The organism is Mediterraneibacter butyricigenes, assembly GCF_003574295.1.
GTDB classification, from domain to species: Bacteria; Bacillota; Clostridia; order Lachnospirales; family Lachnospiraceae; genus Mediterraneibacter_A; species Mediterraneibacter_A butyricigenes.
Genome location: NZ_BHGK01000001.1, coordinates 2411643 through 2433069, shown reverse-complemented (window position 1 = coordinate 2433069; position 21427 = coordinate 2411643). Strand labels below are relative to the sequence as shown.

General features: G+C 45.3%; 20 protein-coding genes. 2 read left to right on the top strand and 18 right to left on the bottom strand.

Annotation, left to right across the window (positions count from 1 at the left end):
• Positions 1-71: 71 nt before the first annotated feature.
• The 9 genes from KGMB01110_RS11965 to KGMB01110_RS11925 form a co-directional block, all read right to left on the bottom strand.
• Positions 72-335, bottom strand: a complete 264-nt coding sequence (locus KGMB01110_RS11965) for a hypothetical protein (protein WP_117603376.1) — start codon at positions 333-335, stop codon at positions 72-74.
• A gap of 71 nt (positions 336-406) precedes the next feature.
• Positions 407-1072: a class II aldolase/adducin family protein gene (locus KGMB01110_RS11960; RefSeq protein ID WP_119298515.1), complete on the bottom strand. Its 666-nt coding sequence runs from the start codon at positions 1070-1072 to the stop codon at positions 407-409.
• 32 nt (positions 1073-1104) lie between these two features.
• The gene (locus KGMB01110_RS11955; RefSeq protein WP_243112812.1) at positions 1105-2067 is read right to left on the bottom strand and encodes an ABC transporter permease; all 963 of its coding nucleotides are present in this window, start codon (positions 2065-2067) and stop codon (positions 1105-1107) included.
• 1 nt (position 2068) lies between these two features.
• The gene (locus KGMB01110_RS11950; protein WP_117603374.1) at positions 2069-3235 is read right to left on the bottom strand and encodes an ABC transporter permease; all 1167 of its coding nucleotides are present in this window, start codon (positions 3233-3235) and stop codon (positions 2069-2071) included.
• Positions 3232-4767 carry an ABC transporter ATP-binding protein gene (locus KGMB01110_RS11945; RefSeq protein ID WP_119298513.1) on the bottom strand — a complete coding sequence of 512 codons (1536 nt, stop codon included), beginning with the start codon at positions 4765-4767 and terminating at the stop codon, positions 3232-3234. The genes KGMB01110_RS11950 and KGMB01110_RS11945 overlap by 4 nt, the downstream gene beginning before the upstream one ends.
• Before the next feature lie 95 nt (positions 4768-4862).
• Positions 4863-5588, bottom strand: a complete 726-nt coding sequence (gene deoD / locus KGMB01110_RS11940; protein ID WP_117603372.1) for a purine-nucleoside phosphorylase — start codon at positions 5586-5588, stop codon at positions 4863-4865.
• 34 nt (positions 5589-5622) lie between these two features.
• Positions 5623-6768 carry a BMP family lipoprotein gene (locus KGMB01110_RS11935; RefSeq protein WP_119298511.1) on the bottom strand — a complete coding sequence of 382 codons (1146 nt, stop codon included), beginning with the start codon at positions 6766-6768 and terminating at the stop codon, positions 5623-5625.
• 111 nt (positions 6769-6879) lie between these two features.
• A complete protein-coding gene (gene mtnA, locus KGMB01110_RS11930; protein ID WP_119298509.1) occupies positions 6880-7950 on the bottom strand; it encodes an S-methyl-5-thioribose-1-phosphate isomerase in 1071 nt (356 codons plus the stop codon).
• Between the two features lie 26 nt (positions 7951-7976).
• Positions 7977-8771 (bottom strand): DeoR/GlpR family DNA-binding transcription regulator, encoded by a 795-nt coding sequence (locus tag KGMB01110_RS11925; protein WP_117603369.1) that lies wholly within the window; start codon positions 8769-8771, stop codon positions 7977-7979.
• Positions 8772-9139: 368 nt separating this feature from the next.
• Here KGMB01110_RS11925 and KGMB01110_RS11920 point away from each other — a divergent pair, with 368 nt between their 5' ends.
• The gene (locus tag KGMB01110_RS11920; protein WP_119298507.1) at positions 9140-10183 is read left to right on the top strand and encodes a PTS transporter subunit IIC; all 1044 of its coding nucleotides are present in this window, start codon (positions 9140-9142) and stop codon (positions 10181-10183) included.
• A 117-nt stretch (positions 10184-10300) separates the two neighbouring features.
• Positions 10301-10984 (top strand): GTP pyrophosphokinase, encoded by a 684-nt coding sequence (locus KGMB01110_RS11915; RefSeq protein ID WP_117888078.1) that lies wholly within the window; start codon positions 10301-10303, stop codon positions 10982-10984.
• Between the two features lie 132 nt (positions 10985-11116).
• Here the strand turns inward: KGMB01110_RS11915 and KGMB01110_RS11910 are convergent, their stop codons facing one another.
• The 9 genes from KGMB01110_RS11910 to KGMB01110_RS11870 form a co-directional block, all read right to left on the bottom strand.
• On the bottom strand, positions 11117-12538 hold the full coding sequence (locus KGMB01110_RS11910) for an ABC transporter permease (protein ID WP_119298505.1): 1422 nt from the start codon (positions 12536-12538) through the stop codon (positions 11117-11119).
• Positions 12507-14069 carry a COG1361 S-layer family protein gene (locus tag KGMB01110_RS11905; protein ID WP_119298503.1) on the bottom strand — a complete coding sequence of 521 codons (1563 nt, stop codon included), beginning with the start codon at positions 14067-14069 and terminating at the stop codon, positions 12507-12509. Before KGMB01110_RS11905 ends, KGMB01110_RS11910 begins: the two co-directional genes overlap by 32 nt.
• A gap of 5 nt (positions 14070-14074) precedes the next feature.
• Positions 14075-14893, bottom strand: coding sequence for an ABC transporter ATP-binding protein (locus tag KGMB01110_RS11900; protein WP_117603364.1), 819 nt, complete (start codon positions 14891-14893; stop codon positions 14075-14077).
• Between the two features lie 289 nt (positions 14894-15182).
• Positions 15183-16826, bottom strand: coding sequence for a Na/Pi cotransporter family protein (locus KGMB01110_RS11895; RefSeq protein WP_119298501.1), 1644 nt, complete (start codon positions 16824-16826; stop codon positions 15183-15185).
• A 132-nt stretch (positions 16827-16958) separates the two neighbouring features.
• A complete protein-coding gene (spoVAE, locus tag KGMB01110_RS11890; protein WP_117603362.1) occupies positions 16959-17315 on the bottom strand; it encodes a stage V sporulation protein AE in 357 nt (118 codons plus the stop codon).
• Between the two features lie 167 nt (positions 17316-17482).
• Positions 17483-18547, bottom strand: a complete 1065-nt coding sequence (locus KGMB01110_RS11885; protein WP_119298499.1) for a stage V sporulation protein AD — start codon at positions 18545-18547, stop codon at positions 17483-17485.
• 53 nt (positions 18548-18600) lie between these two features.
• Positions 18601-19800, bottom strand: a complete 1200-nt coding sequence (locus tag KGMB01110_RS11880; RefSeq protein WP_117888072.1) for a DHHW family protein — start codon at positions 19798-19800, stop codon at positions 18601-18603.
• Complete coding sequence (locus KGMB01110_RS11875; protein WP_117603359.1) at positions 19772-19963, bottom strand: hypothetical protein; 192 nt, start codon at positions 19961-19963, stop codon at positions 19772-19774. The genes KGMB01110_RS11880 and KGMB01110_RS11875 overlap by 29 nt, the downstream gene beginning before the upstream one ends.
• Before the next feature lie 34 nt (positions 19964-19997).
• On the bottom strand, positions 19998-21419 hold the full coding sequence (locus KGMB01110_RS11870) for an MBOAT family O-acyltransferase (RefSeq protein ID WP_117603358.1): 1422 nt from the start codon (positions 21417-21419) through the stop codon (positions 19998-20000).
• Between the last annotated feature and the right edge of the window lie 8 nt (positions 21420-21427).

Below are 21427 nucleotides of genomic sequence, written 5' to 3'. Positions count from 1 at the left end.
TTGCTCTATAAGGACTTGCTTTCGATTTTTTTAAGCTGGACTATAGTAAATCCCCATACCACATTTTATTTTCATTCTTCAATAATCTGAATTTCCAGATAATCAAACTCTATCGAGTCCATAAAACTGTCCTGATAGAATCTTGCTTTCGCATGTCTCTTAAATTCGTCAATCGTTGCATCTAGCCAGATTGGTACACTGAGATCAAATTCGTAACAGATCTGATCCAGCGCATGAAATATTTTATGCGTTCTTGTATCGTCCGTCTCATCACAGATCACGATATCCCGGATCATTCGATTGTCTTTCATTTCTTTTCCCCAAATTCGAAACATGCTTCTTACTCCTGTCTGAATTTATTCTGTCCTTTTTCCTGACTTTTATTGATTATCTGATGATGTTTTTCTTAATATCCTTTTTTGCCGGAATCTGCCTGTCCGTAAGTCTGGAAGCTTTCGTAAACGGCTTTGACTTCCTCTTCACTTAAGTAGACCGGCTGTCCGATCGCACGGCTCCGATAAGCCAACTCTGCGGTATATTCCACATTTGCTGTCAGATCATACGCCTGCGGCAGTGTCTCCCCACAGGTGATCAGTCCATGATTTGCAAGCAGGACTGCTCGTCCTTCTCCGCAGGTTTCCACTGCAGTATGTGCCAGTTCCGGAGTTCCATACATATAATATGGAGCACATGGAACTTCATAGGTTCCGATTCCTGCCATTGCATAATGCACCGGACGGATCGGCTCACGAAGTACCGCAAAAATTGTGCTGTATTTCGGATGGGTATGTACCACCGCGCGGATATCTTTCTTTTTCAGATAAAATCCTGTGTGAAGTGCCCACTCACTGGATGGCTTTCTGTTACTGTCAACCAGATGACTGTCAAGATCCATCACGACCACATCTTCCGGTTTCAGTTTCATATAATCCATTCCGGATGGCGTGATTGCCATCAGCCCCTCTTCCGCATTATATGCACTGATATTTCCGCTGGTTCCGACGCTTAATTTTTCCTGGCTTAACTTCTTACCATACTCTACAACCAGTTCTCTTTCCTCTCGTAATACCATAATTTTCTTTTCCTCCTCTTTGCTCCGGGTTTTTATCTCTTTCCTTTATCGTAGATCTCTCCACACGCCTTCGGTGCATGATTATTTTTGGAGAAAAAGATCATCAGAATTACGGTCAGCACATATGGAATTGCCTGGAACAAATAGGAATAGTTACTGGATAATCCCATAGATACACAGAACTGGAATCCACCGGCACGCACCAGTCCGAAGAACAGACACACTGCCAGAGTACCACCGATATTATAGTTACCGAAGATCCAGGATGCAACTGCCAGGTATCCATATCCAACGAAAACGCTTGCAGAGAAGTTTCCTGCAATGGAGTATGCAAAGAACATACCACCAATACCAGAAAGAGCTCCGGAGATCAGAACGGAGATAAAACGATGTTTTGCAACGCTCTGTCCTGCTGCATCCAACGCTTGCGGATTCTCACCACATGCACGCATCCGAAGTCCAAATCTGGTGCGATACATCAGATACCACATGATAATCGTCACAAAAATGATAACAATCTCATATGGGTAAACATTTTTAAAGAATCCACCCAGTACCGGTACCTTGGAAAGTCCGTGTACTGTAATTTTCTGGGACACACCGATCACGAACTGACTGGACGGCTGTCCGAATACTGCATTATTAATGACGCTGGTTGCAAAAATAGAAATTGCTTCTGCCAGAATATTGACAACCACACCGCTGATACACTGGTCTGCACGAAGATAGATACAGAGTACCGCGTGAATGATGGAGAACAATGCGCCTCCTAACATGGCAAAGATCAATGCAATGTAGATCAGCCATGGAGAAGATCCTCCCAGTGATCTCTGTGCGATCAGAACCGCAAACGCTCCACAGAATGCTCCGAATCCCTGGAATCCTTCCACGCAGAGCATCATAACTCCACTCTTTTCAGAGTACATACCGCCTACTGCCATAATAAACAAAGGTAAAGCAAAGGCTAATCCATTTGAAATAATCGTATTAATCATTCTACTTCTCCTCCTTTGCTTCCTTATGACTTTCCTGACGTTTGATCAACTGTTTCTTTGACAGATATACAAGAAATCCGCCACAAGCACTGAACAACAGGATGATTCCTGTGATAACCGAGGAAATCTCTTTACTGACTCCGATTGTAGAGTTCATGTAAATGGTTCCTGCCTGTAAGATCGTGATCAAGAACGCACCAAACACTGCACCTACCGGATTGCTGTTTCCGAGCAATGCCACTGCGATCGCATCATATCCCATACTGGACAGTGTATTCGGATAAATATTATTATAATATCCCAGATAATAGGTCACACCTGCCAGACCTGCCAACAGACCGGACATCCCCATGGAAATCATAATGTTTTTATTAACATTCATACCTGCATAACGGGCACAGTCTTTGTTCAGTCCCACATTCTTCAACTCAAATCCTGCCACCGTCTTATCCAGGAAAATCTTGATCAGGATCACTGCGATAATTGCAACAATGATACCGAACGGGAAAGCAATCTTATATCCGCCCAGATCCACATTATTGACCGTCAGTCTTGCCGCATCGGAACATGCTTTGGATGCTCTGGTAAAGGGATCTGCAAATTTACTGTTGATGAAGAATCCCACGATATAGTTGATAATATAATCAATGATAATCGTTGCCACTACTTCATGGATATTGAACTTGTACTTCAACAGACCTACAAAAGATCCAAGCAGACATCCCACTACCATACCAATCACGATAACCAGCGGTTTTGCAATTACTGCATCCAGGCCGCTGTAACCGATAATCACTGTTGCCAGGAATCCTGCGGAAAGCATCTGTCCTGAAACACCGATGTTAAACATGTTTGCTCTCAGACCCATTACAATTCCGAGAGATGCCAATATCATTGGTGCCAGAATTCCAAGGAAAGAGAAGAAGTCTGTAATCATCCCCTTTCCGCTTGCGTAAGACGGTTTCGGCAAAAGACCGCATCCCTGCAGAAAACTTGAGAAGCCCTGAACCGGGCTTTTTCCCAGTGCTGCCAGAAGGAGCGAAGCCACAATCAAACTCAGTAAAATACTGATGATTGGCACTGCAAAAGGACTGGTCTTATCTCCGGATATGAAACCCAGAATCTTATCCACTACGCCCCCTGATTTTTCATTTCCGTTTTTTTTCATGATCCTTTCACTCCCATCATATAGCTGCCGACTTCATTCTTGGTCAGTTTTGAAGCATCTGCAATCTTTAACAGTTCACCATTGTAAATAACGCCTATGGTATCTGCCAGTTCCAGCACTTCATCCAATTCCAGAGAAATCAGGAGAATCGCACGGCCTTTTTTTCTTTCTTCCAAAATCTGATTGTGAATATTTTCAATGGCTCCGATATCCAAACCACGGGTCGGCTGTACGAAGATCATAAGCGGAGCTTCCTGCTCAATCTCACGACCTACGATCGCCTTCTGCTGATTACCGCCACTCATGGAACGGACGATCGTCTTTGCGCCCTGTCCGCTTCGGATGTCGTATTTTCCGATCAGCTTCTCTGCATATTCATCAAACACATTGAACTTCAAAAATCCATTTTTGGAAAATGGTTCTTTATAGTAATTTCGAAGAGCCAGATTATCCCGAAGAGAAATATCCATAACCACACCATATCTCTGACGGTCTTCCGGGATATATGCCATACCGGAATCTGTCCGTTCACGGATCGTCATCTTCGTGATATCTTTGCCATTTAAGATCACCTGTCCTTTGCTGGACTTCATCAAGCCTGCAATGGCATCTGCAAGTTCCGTCTGTCCGTTACCGGATACACCGGCAACTGCAAAGATTTCTCCACCACGGATCTTAAAGCTGACGTTTTTGACCACTTCAAAATGATCTTCATTTTCTACGGAAAGACCTTTGACTTCCAGAACATCCTCTCCAAAGGAAGGTGCTTCCTTTTCCTGAGTCAGTTCCACTTCTCTTCCCACCATCAGGTTTGCCATCTCTTTCGTAGACGCTTCTTTCACATCCAGAATATCGATCAGGCGTCCCTGTCTTAAAATCGCACATCGATCTGCGATCTGTTTGATTTCTTCCAGTTTGTGCGTGATCAGAATGATGGTCTTGCCTGCCTCGGCCATCTGTTTCATGATCTTCAGAAGATATTCAATTTCCTGAGGAGTCAGGATCGCTGTCGGCTCATCGAAGATCAGAATCTCCGCATCCCGATACAGCATCTTCAGAATCTCCACACGCTGCTGAATCGATACGTTTACTTCATCAATTCTCTTTTCCGGGTCTACTTCCAGTCCATATTGAATGGAAAGTTCCCGAATCTTTTTATTTGCGCTCTTGATATCCACATATGGGATCACACCAAAGGCGCGCTTAATCGGTTCCACACCTAAAATAATATTCTCTGCTATTGTATAATTAGAAATCAGTTTAAAATGCTGATGCACCATTCCGATCTTCAGGGCCGCTGCCTCGTTGGATGAGCGAAGTGTTGTCTTCTTGCCACGGATATAGATCTCACCTTCATCCGGCTCATACATTCCAAACAGCATACTCATCAGTGTAGATTTTCCTGCTCCGTTTTCACCAAGCAGCGCATAAATCTCACCCTTTTTAATCTGGATCGTTACATTATCATTGGCGATGATTCCTGGAAACCGCTTTGTTATATTTTTCATTTCAACAATATAATTGCTCTCCATATCGCGTCTACTCCTTCATCTTTCCAGGATAAAACAAAGGTGGCCCAGGAGGATGGCTTCCTCGCCATCCTCAAAGACCTCCTTAAATCCTTCAATTAGTCGATTGTTTTCCAAGCTGTTTCCAGCGCGATCTTCATCATCTCATCGAATGATTCCTGTCTTTCCATTACAGAAAGTTCTTCGCCTGTAAACACATCATCAGAAACAGTCAGAAGTCCCAGGGCTTTCTTCTTCAAATGAGCAGCCGTCATATAAAGTCCTGCTGTCTCCATCTCTACACACAACATTCCGTAGTCTCTTAATTTCTGATTCAGACCCGGATCTGCATTGTAGAACATATCAGAAGTATAGATCGGACCAACTTTCATGCTGGCGCCGATTTCCTGTCCTGCTTTTACCGCATAATCCAACATTTCATAGTTCGCAGTCGGTGCCAAGATTCCCTGGAATCCATACTGTACTGCAAAGTTGGAATTGGTAGATGCACTCATTGCCACAACCACATCACGTAAGTTGACATTTTCACTGATCGCTCCTGTGGATCCGATCCGGATGATTGCCTCTACTCCAAAGAAACTGTACAGGTCATATGCGTACAATCCGATGGACGGAATTCCCATTCCGCTTCCCATTACGGAAATCTTTTTGCCTTTGTAGGTTCCGGTATATCCGTACATGTTACGTACAGAGTTAAATAAAACCGGATCCTCCAGATAATGTTCTGCTACATACTTTGCTCTCAGTGGATCGCCTGGCATCAGCACAGCCTTTGCCACACTACCCTCCTCAGCCTGTATACATGCTGAAGGTGTTGTAATCATAGGTTCTTCCTCCTGTTATCGTTTTAATTTTTAATTATTTCAGTCCCGGGAAATCGTCCGGTGTATATCCGTTGTCTCCGGATGCCGGTACAACTGTTCCCTCTTTCATCAGGTCATAAGACTCGTTCAGTTTGTCGATGGTTCCCTGAGATAACTGCTGTCTTCCCTCTTCTGTTACGATACCAACAGAGTCTGTAGAGGAGCTCAGGATCTCGTTCTTTCCTTCAAACTTACCTTCTTTAATCAGATTCAGTTCGTTGTAAACTACAACGTCCATTTTCTTCAAAGCAGAGGTCAGGATAATGTTGGAGTCTCCGTTTACACCATCATCATACTGGTCAACGTCAACACCGATTACCTTAGCATCTGTTGATTCTTTTGCAGATGTGAATACACCCATTCCACCTGCACCGGCAGCTACGAAGATAATATCAACGCCCTGGTCGATCAGAGTATCGCCAATTACTTTTCCGGTTGCAACATCAGAGAAGGATCCGATGTAGTTACCGCCAACGTTTTCACCGTTCATGTCAGTTCCTGCATAAGACGGAAGTTCAACCAGTTCTGCGGAAGAACCGTATTTTGCGTTTGCGTATGCGACACCGCTTTCAAAACCAAACTGATAGTTTGTGTTAGACGGATATGCGATACCATTTACAACTGCAACTTTTCCGGTCTTTGTTTCCAGAGCTGCTGCGATACCAGCCAGGAAACCGGATTCCTGCTCTGTAAATGTCATGGAATAAACGTTGTCAAGTTCTACTTCTGTTCCGTCAGAATTTGTAACTGCGGAGTCTACCAGGATAATGTCTTTGTCCGGGTTGTCTGCTGCGATCTCACCGATTGCTGCGAAGTTGTATCCCGGAAGTACCAGTACATCGTAGTCAGCGATGGTATCCTGAACAGCCTGGATACACTGGCTAAGATCTGCTGTGTTTACTTCTTTCACGGTTGCATCCGGATTCTCATCGATAAAGTCTACGATACCATCATAGCAGTTCTCATTATAAGATCCGTCATCGATGGTTCCGTCTGCTGTAAGGATACAGATGTTCAGACCGGATTTGTCACTGGAATCTGAAGAATCCTTGCTGCCTTTGTCCGGATTGCCTGCGCAGCCTGCTAACATGGATACTGTCAGTGCACCTGCAAGCAGGGAAGCTAAAATTTTCTTTTTCATTCTTTGTCCTCCTTTGCTGGAACGCATTTTATTGTGGTATGCCGACGATATGGTGTGTACCGTCTGTGGACATACGTAAAATAGTCGGCAGTCCTCCTGCCCTGACTATATTTACCGGAATAATGCTGCGATACTCTCTGTAAACGGCGGATAGCAGATTCCCTTCTCGGTTACGATGGCTGTGATCAGTTCATGATCTGTCACATCGAAAGCCGGATTGTAGCATTTTACTTCTTTTAACGCTACCGGTTCTGCATAGAACTTCTCCTTGATCTCTTCCGGATCACGGAGCTCGATCTTAATATCATCGCCGGTCTTGCAGTTCATATCAATTGTAGAGGTCGGTCCCAGTACATAGAACGGGATTCCGTAATGTTTTGCCAGGATGGCTACTCCACTAGTTCCGATCTTATTTGCCGCATCACCGTTGGCTGCCACACGGTCGCATCCAACCATACATGCCTGGATCCATCCGTTCTTCATCACGATACTTGCCATGTTGTCACATATTAGTGTAACATCTACGCCGGCTTTAGACAACTCATAAGATGTAAGTCTTGCTCCCTGAAGCAAAGGTCTTGTCTCATCTGCAAAGACTTTGATGTCCATTCCCTTTTCTTTTGCCAGGAAAAATGCGCCCTGTCCGGTTCCATATCTTGAAGTAGCAAGCGGTCCTGCATTGCAGTGAGTCAGGACTCCGTCTCCCTCGTGAAGCAGGGATAAGCCATATTCGGAAATCTTACGGCACATTTCAATATCTTCTGCGTGGATCGCTTTGCATTCTTTTTCCAGAAGGCCGAGAATTTCTTTTACCGGCTTGTCTGCATTTGCCTTTACCACATCTTCCATACGGTTCAATGCCCAGCTTAAGTTTACAGCGGTCGGTCTGGAAGAATTCAGATACTCTTTCTGCTCATGGAATGCTGCAAGGAACTGATCATAGTCCTCTGTCTCGATCTGCAATGCCAGACAGTAGATTCCATATCCTGCGCAGATACCGATAGCCGGTGCACCACGCACCTGAAGTTTGTAGATTGCATCCCAGATGTCTTTTCCCGTGGACAATGTCAGATATTCTGTACGGTTCGGAAGCTGTGTCTGATCAATGATCACCACACTCTTTCCATCGTCACTCAATCGAACATTATCGATGTGTGTCACTTTCTTGATTTCTTCGTTCATCCCTAATTGCCTCCTTGTTTAATTTATCATAAATCACATTCCCGTGATTCTGTCACAATCAGTCTGGTCTGATTCCGTCCCAGAAATTCTTCCCATTCTTTCTGCTGTTCCTTCGATTTGAAACGGTCGATTACCATCACGTCGATCGGCTCGAAATCACTGATCCTGTAATATTTCTTCAGATCCAGTTTGGTATGATCCACCGCCAGCACAATCTTTGCCGCATGGCTTAACAGGCAGCGTCTGACGGCTCCGTTTCGTTCTCCGCCATCGGTCAGACCGCTCTGCATATCCAGTCCCCGGCAAGATAGAAATCCCAGATCCAGGTAATATTCTTTCAGCATATCTATCGCAGATCTTCCCACAAAACTCTGGTTTTTTCTGTCATATTCTCCGCCCAGACAGACCAGCCGCACATTGGGTTGATCTTTCAGTTCTGCAAAGACTTTTCCGGAATTGGTAAAAACCGTCAGATCTTCCAATCCTTTCAGTTCTTTTGCAATGGCCTGACAGGTGGTACTTTCATCTAAAAAAATCGTGTCTCCGGAATGGATCATCCCGGCACATGCTTTTCCGATCTGCCGTTTCTCTTCCGGATACAGGGAAGCCCTCAGTTCCGCGTGGACTTCATTCTTTACACCTTCTATTATGTAAGCACCGCCATACGCACGTAAAATCCTGCCCTCTTTCTCCAAAGCGATCAGATCCTTCCGGATCGTTTCGTTGGTCACATCAAATCGCTCACACAGATCCTTGACCAGCACACTCTTCTCCTGCTCAATCATCTGGTAAACAGCATCTCTTCTTTCTCTTGTGAGCATAACACCCTCCCCGGATTCCAAAAAATCCCTTCGCTTCCAAGAAACGATGTCAACGTTACGAATGTATTAAGAATCATACCACACTTTCCATTCTTTTTCAACAAAACCCAAGCAATTTTAAACGTTTTTCCAAGCAATTTTACCAAAATCCAACATTTTTCGCTTTTAAACTTCCAATAAAATCCATTTCACTTTGAATCCACTCGCAATCCATCTTCAAATCCACCTGCATAATCCGACTTCAATCCGTCCTTTGCTTTCTTGCTTTCCAAATTTACTTATGCTACAATACTCCCAATGACAAGACACCTGTAAAGCAGATAAAATTTCTTAATTAACAGTGAGTAAAGAATGTGAGGATTTGTATTATGAAGAAATTTTTTATTGACGGATTAAGCGGCATGGCTCAGGGGCTGTTTGCCACTTTGATCATCGGTACGATCATCCAGCAGATCGGAACCTTTGTAGGCGGCACTCCCGGAGCCTTAATCTATGTGGTCGGAAAAATGGCTGCTGCCATGACCGGTGCCGGAATCGGTGTGGGCGTGGCCCGCAAATTTAACGCAGACCAACTGGTTGTGGTTTCTGCCGCAACTGCCGGTATGGTCGGTGCTTTTGCCGGAAAGCTCCTTGCCGGTCAGGTTCTGACCGAGGGAAACATGCTTCTGATCGGCCCCGGCGAACCTCTGGGAGCTTTTCTCGCAGCTTATGCTGCCATTGAACTGGGCGGTCTTCTCTCCGGCAAGACCAAGATTGATATCATCCTGACACCACTGTTTTCCATCGGATGCGGATCTGCCGTGGGACTGATCCTTGGCCCGCCGATCTCAACCTTTATGGCATGGCTCGGCTCTCTGATCAACTGGGGAACGGAACAGCAGCCTCTGGTCATGGGCGTGGTAGTCTCTGTCTTAATGGGCATGATCCTGACTCTTCCTATCAGTTCCGCTGCCATCGGTGTGGTCTTAAATCTTTCCGGTCTGGCTGCCGGAGCTGCTACCATCGGCTGTTGCTGTAATATGATCGGATTTGCCGTTGCCAGCTTCCGGGAAAATGGAATCGGCGGATTTATCGCGCAGGGAATCGGAACTTCCATGCTTCAGGTTCCGAACATCCTGAAAAAGCCCATTATCTGGCTTCCTGCCATTCTTTCCAGTGCGATCCTGGGTCCTGTGGGCACCATGCTGTTGAAAATGACCAGCAATGCCACAGGTTCCGGTATGGGAACCGCCGGACTGGTGGGACAGATCATGACCTGGCAGACCATGGTTCCTTCTGAGCCCGCCACCATCGTCCTGATCAAGATTCTGGTCATCCAGATTATTCTCCCGGCAGTTGTGACTCTGGCTATTTCCGAATTCATGCGCAAGAACAACTGGATCAAATTCGGAGACATGAAGCTGGATCTGTAACTCAACTTCCAGCCGGTTACTGTTCACAGATTTCCTGTAAGCAGTAACGCATCTCGACTTTCTGTCGGATCTATGGTATAATATGTATAGATTTTCAGACAAAAAGGAGAAATTTTTATGCAACGCGCAGTAGAGGACGCTATCAAAAACTATGAAAATGTTGATAGCTGGAAAACCATTATTTTTCTATATAACGCTGCTTTAAAAGAAGTAGGAACCAAGCTTGAGATTTTAAATGAAGAATTTCAACATGTTCACCAATATAACCCAATCGAACATATCAAAACCCGAATCAAGACACCGGAAAGTATCGTCAAGAAGCTCCACCGTTACGGTTATGAGACTTCTATCGAAAACATGGTCAAGTACATCAACGACATTGCCGGAGTCCGGCTGATCTGTTCTTTCACATCTGATATCTATCGTCTGGCAGAGATGATCGGAAATCAGGACGACTTAAAGGTACTGTCCATCAAGGATTACATTAAGAACCCGAAAGAGAGCGGTTATAAGAGTTATCATATGCTGGTTTCCGTCCCCATCTTTTTATCAGACGGACCGATCGATACCAAAGTAGAAATTCAGATCCGAACCATCGCCATGGACTTCTGGGCAAGCCTGGAACACAAGATCTATTATAAATTTGAGGGAAATGCTCCGGAACACATCAGCCGGGAACTGAAAGAATGTGCTGACATGGTCTCTGAACTGGATGATAAGATGCTCTCTCTGAACGAAGAAATCTTAACCTTCAAGGCAGTCACCGAAGAACTGGAGCAGAAAAAATTAGAACAGTCTTAAAAAAAGTCATCCGCGACAGGAATTATTCTCCTGTCACGGATGACTTTTTTAAAGGTTATGTACCATTGGACGAGGACTAGTGCGAACGGTTCCTGTTGCAAACTTTTGCGAGGATGATTAGACGATTAAGTTTTACTCATTTCGGATTGCCGCCAACGGACTTAATTTCATTGCCCGCACTGCCGGGAAGTATCCTGCCGCCATTCCTACCATCGTTGCGAACAGAATCGACAGCAGGGACAGCCAGATCGGAATATAGGAAATATTCCCATCCAGCCCCATACTTCCGCTGCCTTGTGTCAGGAAATTGATAATCGCGGAAAGCAGGAAACTTACGATATTTCCGATCACACCTCCGCCAAATCCCACAAAAGCTGCTTCCAGCAAAAACATCTGTTTAATATTTTTCAGGCTGCATCCCAGGACTTTGATAACTCCAATCTCTTTTGTCCGTTCATAAATAGACATCATCATCGTATTGGCAATTCCAATGGCAGCTACCAACATGGATACCGCACCGATTCCACCTAATACTGCTTCCACCATCATAAATTCTTTCTGGGCACTCTTCATATATTCTGCGTTGGTATTGGTCTGATAACCCAGGTTCTGGATGGTCGCTGCCAGATTCTCTACCTGGTCCAGATCATCCGCCTGTACCTTCAAAGAAGTATACGCAAAAAACTTATAGGGTTTTCCGGTCTTTGTGGTGGGCTGTCCCGGAATTGCACTTCCCGCATATTCCTTTTGTAACATTTCCTTCAATTTATAAATATCACAATATACATAGTAGGAATTCGCTGTGTAAGTATTGATATCTCCATCGATCACACCACTTGCATGTACCACATATTTTTTCGGATTTTTTTTCACCGTGGAAGCCCCGTCCGTTCCGGAATCTCCACTGCCCCCCATGCCACTCGTGCCTGCGCCCTGGTTAGATTGACTCTGAAAATATGCATCCTGATCCAGAATCAGAAACATCTGGTCTTTCCGAAAATCAATATCCGGCAGCTCCTGGGTATCCCAGTATCCTCTGTCTGTTCCCTTTTCATTGAACATGGTCGGAATCAGGTTACCAATTACCAGATCCAGATTTCCTGAATTCGGATCCGGCAGACTGCCTCCTGCTGCCAGTTTCATATTCTGTCGTACCAGTTCTTCATGAGTCATTCCAACAAGGGTAATATTTCCATAATATTTTCCGGTCAATATCACCGAATTCATTTCCAGCGTCGGCGTTACACTCTTCACATGTTCCAAAGCAGATAGCTGTTTGACTGTATCCTCCGTCACATACTTATTCGACTCTTCTTCTGAACCGTCCGAATAGTACATCGCCTCTCCTACCGGAGCCCCGGTCACAGTAATACTGGTCATACCGCCTGACTGCTCCACTTCCCGGTACAGAGACTGTTGAAGTCCCAGCCCCAGAGAAATCATGACAACGATCGATGCGGTTCCGATGATCACTCCCAGGATCGTAAGCAGCGTCCGAAGTTTTCTTCGCTTCAGGTTGGAGCTACTCATCCTCAGTAAATCGATCCACCTCATCCATCAAATCCTCCTCTTCTAACTGGGCCCGTTTTTTCTTCTTTTTCTTTGTGATTACAACAGCCGCTATCACCACAGCCACTGCCAGGATCAGAATCAGGATTGGAACCATCGGAAGTCCTTTGGACTGTTCTTCTTCCTCCATCGGCATTGCCGTATCGTCTACGGCCGGTGTCACCTCGATATTAAATTCCTGTTCTACCTTGGATTCATTTCCCGCTTCGTCCTCGTATGTCACGATCATCTTACAAGGCTGATCCATGCTTCGCTCTGTATCTCCATTTATCATGCCATCGATGGTTCCTGTCGCACCAGACTCTACATTACCCACAAAGACATCCTGTCCTGAAATTCCTTCTCCTTCAAATTTTGCCTTTACATTATAAAGCTTTGTCCGGCCGGTATTGTAAAGATTGCAGGTAATATTTGCTTCCTCTCCCACTGCGATAGACGATGGGGAAATCTGTAACTCACTGAATTCAAATCTGGCTGCCTGCTTCACCGGAATTGCCAGACTGGAAGACGCTTCATACTGTCCTCCATTTCCATCTTCATATTTCATGGACATATCGATACTGTATGGTTTCTGTACCAGGTCTGCCCTTGCATTCAGCTGAATGGAAATCTCTTTTGTCTGATTTGCCGGAATCTTTTCCAGATAAATGGAGCTTCCACCGGAAGCCGGAAGGAATGCCGGTGCCTCCGCCGCTGCCTCAGTTCCGGAAGCCGGTGCCTGAAGATCAAACAACATATTGGAGACCGCTGTGCTCTTGGACGTATTCTTCACTTTAATAATCAGTTTGAAATCTGAACCCGCATTGACATCCCCCGGTTCCGTCCGGAATCCTTCCACGATCACACGCGGAACTGAAGTGCTGGCAGAACCACCGGTCGCAACCGGCTCGCTGTTGTAGACATCGCCTCCGCTCATGGCTGACAGATCTGCGCCTGCTCCCGCATCAGAGCCATTGGAATCAGAAGAACCTGCCGCTGAATTCCCTCCGTCCTGTGACGGTGCCGGATCTTCTTTCGGTGCTGCCGTTGTGGTTACATACAGCAATTTTTCCATCTGATATTCCTGACTGCCATCATCACAGCTTACCTGGAATTTCAGTCCGTAAGATTTACTTTCCACATCCTGACGCACCTTCAACTGATCAAAAGAAACGGTTCCGTCTTTTCCCGCTTCAATGGTTCCCAGATCCTTTTCATAGTTCCATTCCCCAATCTCAAACGGCCAGTCTGAGGCATTGTCGATCACCGGTGTCACACGAACGTTTTGAACCGCTGCATTTCCTTTGTTCGTCACTTTTACTTTCAGGGAAATTCCATCCTGCCCTGCTTTATATTTCGGAGCCGTCTGACCGTCCCCCAGACTTAAACGTACCGGAGAAACTGCCTTTGCATCTGCCGTTATCTCAATTTCCTGTGTTTCCTTTGCCAATACTTTTTCCGGTAATGCTGCACCAAGCGAAACGCTTAACATGCAGATTCCCAACACTGCACTGATGATTTTCTTCTTCCTTTTCATGTCTTTTATGCCCTCTCCTTTTCCTTCTTATTATTCTTATCGGCTTGGACTCGTTCGTCTTTTTTCACTGGATTTCGTTCTGTCTTCTTTCCTGTGCTTCCCTCGTCTTTCTCTTGTAGACTTTCTTCCTTCTCATGATGATTCTCTTCAATCTTCACGATCTTTCCATCGATAATATGAAAGACACGATCTGCATATTCCGCAAGATGATTATCGTGGGTTACCATTACCAGTGTTCTTTTTTCTTTACGTACCACATCCTGCATCAGATGCATGACATCTTCTGAGGTATGAGAATCCAGATTTCCGGTTGGCTCATCCGCAAAAATAATCTCCGGTTCTACCACCAGTGCCCGCGCCACGCCTACTCTCTGCTGCTGTCCTCCGGACATCTGATTCGGAAAATGTTTTTTATGCTTTTTCAGTTTCACCAGATCCAGCATCTTATCTGCTTTTTTCAGCCGCTCTGATCTTGGGACTCCACGAAAACTAAGCGGAAGTGCCACATTTTCCACGGCATTCATTGTCCCGATCAGATGGAATGACTGGAAAATAAATCCTACATTTTCCCGTCGAAAACTGACCAGTTCATCTTCTTCCATATGTTCGATATGCTGTCCGGCGATGATCACTTCACCCTTTGTCGGTTTCTCCAGACCTGCCAGCATATTCAACAGGGTAGATTTTCCGGAGCCGGATGTTCCCACGATGGCACAGAATTCTCCTTTTTTTATCTGAAAGTCCACGCCGTTTAAAGCCCGGACTACTTCATCTCCTACCCGGTATAGCTTATACAGATTTTTTACTTCAATCGCATATTCCACACAATCCCTCCCACTCCATTTTTCTTTATCTTATAATATATTTCATAATATTTCCTCACTTAATTTCTGAAGACTTTCTTAAGATGCTTCTCCGCAATGCAGAAGTCGCCCATTTTGTCGTATGCTTGGCAACGCAAAACGGAGAATCACATCACATTTCTGTGTGTAACTCTCCGTTATTCTGTTCGTTGCTCTATTCTTTTTACCTTCGCTCCGCCTGTCAGTCCGGCATTTATTTACTGTCTTTTGCTTACACAATCCGATGCCGGATTTCAGTCTTTCCATGTCTTTATTTCGACTCAGTCAACAGCTCTTCCGCAATGTTTCTCGCATGGTCTGAAATACGTTCCATACATACCAGTGCATCCAGGAACACGATTCCCGGATCCGTCGCACACTGTCCGTTCGCCATTCTCTGCATATGATCCGAACGCAACTGCACTTCCAGATCATCCGCCTTCGTCTCTTCTTCAATCACTTTCATTGCCATTTCCGAATCCTGGCTTTCAAATGCCAGTAAGGCACAATGATAACTCTTGATACAGACGTCGATCATTTCTTTCATCTGCGCTTTTCCAATCTCTGAAAACTCTGCCTTTCTCTCATACAGTGTTTCCGCAAACTCGGATACATTTTCACAGTAATCGCTGATCCGTTCCATATCGGATAATATCTGTAAAAGTCCCGCTACTTCTTCGTGTTCTTTCTCACTGATGGACAGAGTACTGATCTTAATGACATATTCAGTGATTCCCCCACAGAGCCGGTCCACTTTATCTTCCATCTCTTTGATTTCCATAATATCCTGAAAATCTTTGGTAAACATCACATTTCTGGATTTCTCCAGGGTATCCTCTACGATATGTCCCATACGGGAAACCTCACTCAAAGTCGTCTGCAACGCCAGGCCCGGAGTTTCCAGCATACGCTCGTCCAAAAGCACTTTGCTGTCGTCGTTCTGTTCTTCCTCTTCAACTCGTCCGATCTTCTTTGCCAGTTTGATGATCAGGTCAGAAACCGGGAAGAGCAGAACCGTGGTACAGATATTAAATGCAGTATGCACGGCACTAATCTGGGTCTGGCTGATGATTCCTGATCCCATATCCGGACGTATCACCTGGAAGAATACGATCGCCAAGACGGAAAAAATAATCGTTCCAATGATATTAAACAACAGATGCATGATCGCAGCTGTCTTTGCATTTCTCTTTGCACCTACACTGGACAGCATCGCAGTCACACAGGTACCGATGTTCTGACCCATGATGATATAAATCGCTGCATTAAACGGAACCAAACCTGCCGCCGCCAGACTCTGCAGAATTCCCACGGAAGCAGAAGAACTCTGAATAATTGCCGTAACCAGTGCTCCGGCTACGATTCCCAAAAACGGATTGCCGCCCAAAACCACAAACATATTTCGGAATCCTTCTGACTGCTGTAACGGAGATACTGCAGATGACATGGTCGTAATTCCCACGAACAACAGACCAAATCCAATGATGATACTGGAAATGTCTTTTGTTGATCGTCTGGTTCCTGTCAACATGATCACCACACCGATGATGATGGCAAGCGGTGCCAGATTGGCAGGACTTAAGAATTTTGCCCACTCCACACTGGAAACCAACCATCCGGTCACGGTCGTTCCGATATTCGCACCCATAATCACGCCCATGGCCTGATTCAGATTCATAATTCCCGCATTTACAAATCCCACTACCATAACGGTCGTTGCTGAAGAGCTCTGAATCACCGCTGTGATAAGAGCTCCCAGAAGCACCCCAAAAAACTTGTTCTTTGTCAAAACCTCCAACAGAGATTTCATTCGATTTCCGGCTGCATTTTCAAGTCCCTGTGCCATGATCTGCATGCCGTATATAAACATTCCCAGTCCCCCGACGAACGGAAGAATAATGTTAACGTAATTCATACAATCCTCCTGATATTCTTCATCATTTTCTCATCAAACCTTCTCATTAACGGTCTTACGATAACATTATTATCCTGAAAATACAATAAAGTTTACGATCATTCAACTTTTATTTTACATAGATTTAACATTCTATTTTTTCATCCTCGGTTCGAACAGAAATGAAGCCAGATACCCGAAAATCAATGCCGCCGAAATTCCCACAGCACTGGCTTTAAACCCGCCCATAAAGATTCCGATAAACCCTTCTTTCTCCACAGCCTCTTTCACGCCCTGCCACAGCGTATTTCCAAAGCCCAGCAACGGAACACTAGCGCCCGCATGAGCAAATTCTTTCAACGGTTCATACAGATTACAAAAACCAAGAATAGCTCCACTGCATACCAACAGTACCATAATCCTCCCCGGCATCAGTTTGGTGCGATCCAACAGGATCTGGCTGAGTGCACAGATCAGACCGCCCACCCAGAATGCATGCACATAATTCATCCCGATTCTCCTCTTTTCCACCTTATATTCTCTTATATTTTTTTCAGCTCACGATTTCCCTTCCACTGTTAATAATTAACTCTACAGTCACATCGGAGCATACGCGATTTTTCTGTCAACGGACAGTCTGCCCGTCCATCATCCACATTTCAGAAATCGCATTTTTCTCAACAGTGCTCCAACAAAATGGCATGTGCGATTCCCGGCACACTCTTCCCTTCGTTGAAGCTGACCGTTGACATCAACGCTCCCGTCGGAACAAACAGCACTCTCTTCCATTCTCCCTTCCACAACCTCGGCAAAATATACGCAGATAACGTGGTGGCGGCACAACCACAACCACTGCCTCCTGCATGCGTATCCTGTGTTTCCTGATCAAAAATCAGTTTCCCACAGTCTAAATGTTTCTTTTGCAGGACGATTTCATTTTTTTCCAGAATATCCAGCAGAATCTCACTGCCAATATATCCCAGATCACCGGTGATAATCTTATCAAAAGAGTCCGGTGTCATTTGAAAATCAGTCAGTGCTCTGTGGATCGTATCTGCCGCAGCCGGCGCCATACAGGCTCCCATATTCTGGGAATCCTTCAGTCCGTAGTCCACAATCTTTCCGATGGTCACTCCCCGGATCCTCACATGGCTTTTTTCTTTTCCACTTTCCAAAACACTTTCAATTCCACTACCACCTTCAGAGCTTCCACCGCGCCCCAGCAGGAACGCTCCGCTTCCTGTCACCGTCCACTGTGCACTTAAAGGCCGCTGGTTCGCATACCCCAACGGAAACCGGAATTCTTTCTCCGCACTCCCAAAATGACTGGAAGTAACCGCAAGTGTATAATCCGCATAACCGCCCGCTACCGTCATGGCCCCCAATGCCAGTGCCTCTCCCGAAGTCGAGCACGCTCCGTAAAGTCCAAACAGCGGAATCCGGAAAGGTTCCACCCCCATAGAAGTCGCAATCCCTTGCCGCAGCAAATCTCCACCAAACAAAAACCGTACCTCTTCCGGTTCCGTCTTCCCTTTTTGCAGTGCCAGAAGACATGCTTCCTTCTGCATTGCACTTTCAGCTTCCTCCCAGGTAGATTTTCCAAACAGGTCATCGGGATTCACCAGATCAAAGGCATTTCCCAGAGGGCCCTCTCCTTCTTTTTTTCCTACCACCGAGGCATGGCTTACGATAAATGGTGCCTGATCAAATTGAATACTTTGTTCTCCTTGTTTTCTTTCCATAAAAAAACTCCTTGTCCCAAGCAATACTGTTAGTATACTCAGAACAAAGAGTTTTATTCTTCTGAACTGTCAGAACTGTCGGATGCCAGAACATCTGAAATCGAATTGTCTGTCAGGAATGTATCCATATTATATAAAAATAACACATCTGTAATTCCTTTACTGGAAATCAACTGATCCACATTGTCATAATAATATCTCGGATCCACCATCACGATTTCATTATAATAAGGAATCAAAAACGGGACAAAACAATTGGCATAAGAATCCTTAAATACCAGAAGCCGGTTTTTCGTATCGTTGGCAGTTGTAATATCAACCAACGCATGGTTTCCGCCAAAGAATACCTGATACTTGTCCTTTTCTTTCAGCGCATCCCTGTCATAAACGGTGGCACGCTGCTCTTTATTATCCGAATCCGTCACCAGATACTCTGTCTTTCCGTCCTTCGGTGCATAAACCTGGATGGAATCTTTCCCACTGTGATATCCGCTCCTGGATGCCAACGTTCCGGAGAAATCCGTGGTCACCGTATAAATATCATAATTCGTGACAGGGTCTGTAATTCCCAGAGATTCTGCCGCATCTTCAAATGCAAGGCAGGCGCCCTTACTGGTCCAGTGATGATCGGTCTTATAATAAATCTGCTCATCCTGATGCTTTTTCAGGGTTCTGGTCACATCAATACAGTTGACCGTTCCGGAAAGTTCCTCCCGGATCTGTTTCATATCCTCACTCTGATCCCGGACAGGCGCACCTTTCGGCAGCTTGTCCTTCAGCACATACGCCGCATTCGGAATAATCATGACATTGACATTCAGACTGGAATTTTTATCTGCCAGATTACTGATTGCCGCCAGATTTTCTTTGACTGCCTTTTCATTCGGCTCTGACATCGCCTGCATCAGGTACTTTTCCTTTCCCAGATACACTCCGTTAAATTCCCGTTTTCCGAGAAGCATATCCGAGCGTACTTTCAGGCTGACCCACCAATCCCTGAAAATAAACTGATCCGAGGTATAGGACTCCATATCCTCCATAAAACTTTTGGATTTCAAAGTTTCCGGATTCAGCTTCGGTCTCTGGGTCAGGATTCTGTTTTCCTCTGCGGAAAACTTCACATCCGGTTTGATCAGACTTGCAATGGGAAGTACCACCATCGGCACTACCAACAGCAACGCTACCGCAAGTCCGGTTGCCCTTCGCCGTCTTTTTTTATATTTTTCATATCGTTCCTGCTTTTCGCTGTCCATTTCTATCCTCCGATACCCGTTTTTTCACACGGATCATTTCCCAGGCATCACAGTTGTATACGCCTGCATATCTCCTGCATTTTTCCGAGTGCTCCACTCGCTCAGATTCTGAACCCGGAAGTCTCTGTTCTAATTCTGCACCTTTGTTCAGTTTCTCAGGCACTGCGTCCGGAAACTCCGTTTCTCAGACTGTAAGACTAGAATCTGAAATACAGGAACGGGTTGTATGTGGCGTTTACAAGATAGGCCGTACAAATCAGAAAGACCACCGCATATGCCACAATACATAACATCTGTCGCATCTTGCTTCTGCTGCACATTGCATGTTCAAACCGCTGATAGATCAGTGGCGTGCTGCAAAGGAGCGCAGCGATTCCAAGAATCAGCGTTGATTTCAGATAATAAAATCCGGTCCAGTCTGCCAGACCATGTCCACCCACACAGAACATGGTTCCGATGTAAGAGGCAGCCCGTCCCATTCCCGGTGCGGCAAACAACATCCATCCGATCATAACCAACGCCATCGTATACAGATGTTTGACGGCCTGAGGCATCCGTTCCAATACCCCTTTTAATATATATTTCTCCAGACAGAGAAGTATTCCATAATATAAGCCCCAGAAAATAAAGTTCCAGGCTGCTCCATGCCACAATCCGGTCAAACACCAGACGATCATTAGATTGCGGATTGCTTTCGCCGTACTGCACCTGTTTCCTCCCAGCGGAATATAGACATATTCTTTAAACCAGCTGCTCAGGGAAATATGCCATCTTCTCCAGAATTCCGTGATACTGGTGGAAATATACGGATAATCAAAGTTCTTGATAAAATCGAATCCCAGCATTTTACCGAGGCCGATTGCCATATCGGAATAACCGCCAAAATCATAATAAATCTGCATGGTATAGGCAAAGGCTCCAATCCATGCCGTCAGCATGGAAGTTTCGGACGCACCCAACGCAAGAATGGAGTCATAGACCATTCCGATATTGTTCGCAAGGATCACCTTTTTCCCGAGACCCTGCAAGAACCACATGGCTCCGTCTCCGAATTTTTCTCTGGAAATTCTCCGGTGCTGCAACTGTCTTTCCACATCCGAATAACGGACGATCGGTCCTGCGATCAGCTGCGGAAACATGGATACATACGCTCCGAAGGTTATGAGATTATGCTGCGCTTCTACCTTTTTCCGATACACATCGATCACATAAGACATGGTCTGGAATGTATAGAAGGAAATACCGATCGGAAGGGACAGTGCGTGGTAAGAAATTTCAAACGGAAGCACCGCATTTAAGTTGTCCATGACGAATCCGAAGTATTTATAAAATCCCAGAATACAAAGGTTGATCACAACCGTCACGATCATGGCAATCTTTGCTTTCTGCTCGGATTGTTCTGTATTTTCTGAGCGAAATGCCTCAATCTCACGTCCACTGACATAGTTGATTCCGATGCTGAACAACATCAGAAGAACATAGACCGGCTCTCCCCAGGCATAGAAGATCAGACTCACCAGCAACAATACCAGGTTCTTCGCCTTAAAAGGTGTCAGATAATAGACCAGCAATGTGAGCGGCAAAAATATGAAGATAAAAAAGATACTGCTGAAGATCATAACATTCT